Source organism: Rhodoblastus sp. (assembly GCF_052145335.1).
Taxonomy (GTDB): Bacteria; Pseudomonadota; Alphaproteobacteria; order Rhizobiales; family Beijerinckiaceae; genus Rhodoblastus.
On the sequence record NZ_JBKQOU010000093.1, the window covers coordinates 1 to 2,879 of the forward strand.

Sequence of the window (2,879 nt, forward strand, 5' to 3'; positions counted from 1 at the left end):
TCGATGTCGACGATGCGGACCGGCTGATCGAAGTCGTAGGGCCTCGGCTTCCAGCGCTGGTACTGATCGAAGACCTGGTTCTCCAGGTTGTCTCGCAACGGACCGAGCAGCGCGCCGAGGGCGAGCGCGACAATATAGGCACCGACGACCACCAGGACGTAGGAGCGCCATTTCTTCAGCTGGCTCAGCGCCCTTTGCGACCCGACCGTCATCCTATCGCGGCGTGCCCGCTCCTCTATTTATGCGAGCGCCCGCAAGTCCCGTAGGCGCTCGCACAACCTCCGAACGTTTCCTCACTTCATGTGCGCGGCCATGAATGCGTCGGCGCGCTCTTGTGCGTCTTTGGTCGCTTTCTCGTCGTACGCGATGTGATGTCCTTGGAAATCGACCGGCTTATCCATAGGCATGGCGAAGCCGTGCGTCGCACCCGGCAGAACCACCACGTCCATGTTGGGCTTGTCCTTCACCGCCTTGCAGTTTTCGGCAATAGTCCAGTCGTCCTTGTCGCCGATCAACACGAGGGTCGGGACTGATCGCTCAACGTCTTGCGCGCAGTATGGATAGTAGGCGATGACGCCTGCCAACCCAAGCGTCCCGCTTGCCGGGTTCTTTACGTCGCTTGCCATTAGCGAGGCTATTGCACCATATGAATAGCCTTGCAGGAAGACGTGTTTTTGGTCGATGTCAGGCATGCCTGCGACGGCTTTGCGCACCGCCGCAACGTCCTTCGCGCCCCTGACAAAGACCTCAGGACCCGACCCCACCTTATCGCACACGCCTTGGTCTTCATGCCGAACAGTGAACGGATCGACGATCAACGTCGCGACGCCCTTGGACTGCAAATGGTCGATCAGAACCTTCTGCATCGCCCTGTCCGGAGGGATGTCGATGCCGGCGCATCCGCTCATCTAGATCACGATGGGGAACGGCCCCGCGCCTTCCGGCTTGAAGAGCGCTCCCGCAATGGATTTCACGGCCGGATCATCGACCGGGATCGGAATAACGTTTGTATAGCCGCCGCCCATCGGCGGCGCCTGCGCTGCGGAGAGGGAGGGTATGGCGACCAGCGCGGCGGCCAATCCGACGACAGCCGCGGTCGTCAGGAGAAGATGATATTTCATGACGCAACCTCGCATTCGCGCAAGGCGTGCGTTCCGCCGCTTCGTTCCGCCGTCTCGTCCGCGGCGTACGCGCGCCGCCTGTTCCCTGAACGCGGATACTAAACCCCACGCGTCGGGCGCCATTGATCCCCGTCAATTGCGCGGAAACAGAATTGCGGTCGGAGGTGGGCGAAGCGCTCCGCCCGGATCACGGCCGGGCGTGCGTGTCGCCGAGGGCGGCGTAGGCGGACCTGCCCTCCCGGTCGGGCCCAAAATTGGAAGCGCAATAGACAACCTGTGGGGGGGAGAGCGCAGGGCGCGGCGACGGCGTTGGCCTCAGTCGTCAGAAACCCGAACAGCTCGTGATTGCCCTCAACCGGCGCGCTCTTCTTCGGGCCGCGTACGCCGCGCCAGGGCGTCCATAGGCCCGCGAAGGCGAACAGCGGCCGATCCTCGCTCAGCGCGAACCATGTCGGGGTCTTGCCCCACCTCGAAACGAAGCCCTTCTCCATGTTCGGCGGGCCCAGCCCTCCGCGATTCTCGGCTCACCCGCCGACGGTCCATCGGCTCTGGAAACCATGTCCGGTTTGCCAGAGCTTGATGGCGCCCTCGTCGTCGCAAGCGGCGACGACCGGTTCGCGCGTCATGTTGAACTCGGGGTCGGCGATCCGTCCGAAGACGAAGCAGGCGTCCTTGTATTCGCCGAGGATCGCATTCTTGAGCCGGATGGTGACGCGCGCGAAGGCTGTGTCCAGCGGGCGGCCCTTGAAATCCGAGGTTCCGTAGTCCTGAACACCGGAGTCGGTGGTCATGACTTCCCAGCGGTCCGCGCCCACAGGCCTTTCAGTTGCCGCCTGCGCATGCTGCGCTCCTTGGCGACCCTGTCGAGGCTCTGGGCGAACACGTAGAGCTCGCCGTCCTGGGGCAACAGCTTGACCTCGACGCCGGGGCGAGCCTCCTGCCAGGGCTTGCCGACGAGGGCGCGCTCGAGCCGGCTCAGGCGTCCCTTCGGCACGCCGACCAAATACGACACGGGCGGATCGGCCTGGCGCATCTCGGCGAGCGTTTCCTCGGTGGGAATGCCGCGATCCATCACCCAGACCCGCCTGGCTTTGCCGTATTGCCGTTCGATCTTGCCGAGAAAATCCCGCAGCGTCGTCTTGTCCGACGTGTTCCCCGACAGGACCTCGTAGGCGAGCGGTAGACCTTCGGGCGTGACCACCAGCGCGATCACCACCTGCACGCAGTCCGGCCGATGATCGCGCGAATAGCCGAAGCGTCGTTTGTCGCCCTCGGCGAACGGCGGCTCAGCCTCGAAATACGTGCTGGTCAGATCGTAGAGCAGCAGATCGAAGCGCGCGGCAAACAGGTCGCGCCAGCGCTCCGTCAAGTGACCGAACAGCGCCTCCTTGTGCGCCAGCAGCCGATCATGACAGCGATAGAGCTTGTGGATCTCGGCGAGCCCGAAATCTCCGCCCATGAGATCGGCCAACGCGGTCCGCTCGAACCACTCCCGATGCAGCCGCCACTCGCTGCCCGGCGCCAGCAACCGGTAGGCGACTAGGACGAAAAGCTCCTGGTCCCAGCGCGTGCCCTTGCGGCTCGCCGGCAGGCGCTCCGACCAGAACCGGTCGAGCCGCAGTTCTTCCCAGAGCGAAAGCGCGAGCCAGCAGGCGCCCCATTGCCGCGGCCGGCACAGCCGCAGTTGCGACAGCTTCAGCCGAACGATCGAGGCGTCCGGCAAAGTCCCCGCAGAGCGGTCTTCGGGAAACAACGCCA

At 64.4% G+C, this 2,879-nt stretch carries 4 protein-coding genes and 1 pseudogene; all 5 read right to left on the minus strand.

Annotated features, from left to right (window positions below; genetic code table 11):
- On the minus strand, positions 1 to 212 hold a 212-nt coding region (locus tag ACLP2E_RS06995; protein ID WP_442465504.1), incomplete at its 3' end, for a hypothetical protein.
- An 81-nt stretch (positions 213 to 293) separates the two neighbouring features.
- Complete coding sequence (locus ACLP2E_RS07000) at positions 294 to 866, minus strand: dienelactone hydrolase family protein (RefSeq protein ID WP_442465505.1); 573 nt, start codon at positions 864 to 866, stop codon at positions 294 to 296.
- 42 nt (positions 867 to 908) lie between these two features.
- A complete protein-coding gene (locus tag ACLP2E_RS07005) occupies positions 909 to 1,121 on the minus strand; it encodes a hypothetical protein (RefSeq protein WP_442465506.1) in 213 nt (70 codons plus the stop codon).
- Between the two features lie 524 nt (positions 1,122 to 1,645).
- A complete protein-coding gene (locus ACLP2E_RS07010; RefSeq protein WP_442465507.1) occupies positions 1,646 to 1,912 on the minus strand; it encodes a hypothetical protein in 267 nt (88 codons plus the stop codon).
- A gap of 29 nt (positions 1,913 to 1,941) precedes the next feature.
- A pseudogene (locus ACLP2E_RS07015) lies at positions 1,942 to 2,879 on the minus strand (IS1634 family transposase); the annotation flags it as partial.

What these genes read in the sequence shown, in the direction of transcription:
- ACLP2E_RS07000 (WP_442465505.1), bottom strand. Translation starts at nt 866, where the DNA reads ATGCAGAAGGTTCTGATCGACCATTTGCAGTCCAAGGGCGTCGCGACG.
- ACLP2E_RS07010 (WP_442465507.1), bottom strand. Translation starts at nt 1,912, where the DNA reads ATGACCACCGACTCCGGTGTTCAGGACTACGGAACCTCGGATTTCAAG.
- ACLP2E_RS07005 (WP_442465506.1), bottom strand. Translation starts at nt 1,121, where the DNA reads ATGAAATATCATCTTCTCCTGACGACCGCGGCTGTCGTCGGATTGGCC.